The organism is Streptomyces calidiresistens (assembly GCF_014141525.1).
Taxonomy (GTDB): Bacteria; Actinomycetota; Actinomycetes; order Streptomycetales; family Streptomycetaceae; genus Streptomyces; species Streptomyces calidiresistens.
Map to the genome: position 1 here is coordinate 1 of NZ_VKHS01001022.1, position 1,632 is coordinate 1,632.

Below are 1,632 nucleotides of genomic sequence, written 5' to 3' on the forward strand. Positions count from 1 at the left end.
GGCCCGGCGGGTCCACCACCCCGGCCCCGACCCCCGGCTCGCCCGGGGCACCGGCCGAGCCGGGGGAGAAGCCCGGGGGACAGGTGCCCGGTCCCGGCACGCCGCCGGCGCAGGAGAAGCCGAAGCCGCCGGCGCCCGCGGACCCCGGCGAGCCGGCCGACCCCACCGATCCCCGGGAGCCCGGTGACCCGGAGGACCCGGAGGTGCCCGGGGAGTGCCCGGTGGACCCCGACCCGGGTGACGGGACCGACCCCGGTGACGGTGAGGACACCGAGGCCGACCGGAGCGGGAAGTCCGACGAGGACACCGGGGCCGACCGGGCCGGGAAGTCCGACGAGGACACCGACCGGGACGGCGACGCCGAGGAGTCGGACGACGCCGAGGAGTCCGACGAGGAGGGAACCGCCTGCCCGGGTGACGACGAGGGCGACGAGAACGACGAGAACGACAAGGACGACGAGGACGACAAGGACGACGAGGACGACAAGGACGACGGGAAAGACGGGAACGGGAAGGGCGACGCCCCCGACGCCTCCCTGCGCCGCGCCGAGTGAGTCCGGCGGGACCCGGCCCCGCGCCGGTGCCGGGAGGGTGACCCACGGGGCCACCGCCCGATCACGGGCGGGGGCCCCGGGCCCGCGCCGGGCTCACCCCCGACGCGGGCCCCGCCGCACCGGTTCCGCGGTCAGCGGGTCCTCCGGCCAGGCGTGCCGGGGATAGCGGCCCCGCAGTTCCGCCCGCACCGCCCGGTAGCCCTCGCGCCAGAACGACGCCAGATCCGCGGTCACCGCCGCCGGCCTGCCCGCCGGCGACAACAGGTGCACCACCAACGGCACCCGGCCGTCCGCGAGCGCCGGGGTCTCCTCCATGCCGAAGAGTTCCTGGACCCGGGCGGCCAGCACCGGACGCTCCCCGGAGTAGTCCACCCGGATCCGGGCCCCGGAGGGGACCTCCACCCGCTCGGGCGCCCATTCATCCAGGCGTGCCGCCGCCCCACCGGTCCAGGGCAGCAACGAGGTGAGCAGCCGGACGGTGTCCACCCGGGCCAGGTCGGCGCGGTTCCGGGCGTCACCCAACCACTCGTCGGCCCGTGCCACCAGGGCCTCGTCCGAGACATCGGGCCACGGGTCGCCCAGCGCGTCGTGCAGGAACGCCATCCGCTCGCGCAGGCCCCGCGCCGCGCGGCCCCATTCCAGCAGCGCGTCCACCCCCTCCCGGCGCAGGCCCTCCGTCAGCGCGCCGCGCACGGCCTCCGCCGAGGGGGACCGCAGCGGCTCCTCGCGCAGCACGATCCGCCCCAGCCGCTCGATCCGCCGCGCCACCACGTCCGGGGCGCCCGCCGGGGCGGGAGCCCACCGCACCTCCTCCCCGAGGGCGTGCGAGGCCCCGGAGGCGAGCAGCGCGATCTCCTCGTCGGCGACCGCGGCCAGACGGATCACGGCGGTCGCCGAACCGGCGGGCCGGTCGGCGACCGCGATCGCCAGCCAGGGGGCGTCGCGCAGCGGTGACTCCGCGGCCGTCGTCGCCCGGGTGCCGGAGACCATGAGGAAGGTCCCCGGGGACCGGTGTCGGCCCACCCGGTCCGGGTGGGCGAGCGCCGCCACCAGTCCGGCGGCACGCCCCTCGGGCCAC

The 1,632-nt window shown here is 78.2% G+C and carries 1 protein-coding gene and 1 pseudogene; one reads left to right on the forward strand and one right to left on the reverse strand.

Going from position 1 to position 1,632, the window contains the following annotated elements:
• Positions 1–554 (forward strand): annotated as a pseudogene (locus FOE67_RS25105) (hypothetical protein); the annotation flags it as partial.
• Positions 555–647: 93 nt separating this feature from the next.
• Here FOE67_RS25105 and FOE67_RS25110 read toward each other — a convergent pair.
• A partial coding sequence (locus FOE67_RS25110; protein WP_323385484.1) for an ATP-dependent helicase C-terminal domain-containing protein occupies positions 648–1,632 on the reverse strand: 985 nt, incomplete at its 5' end.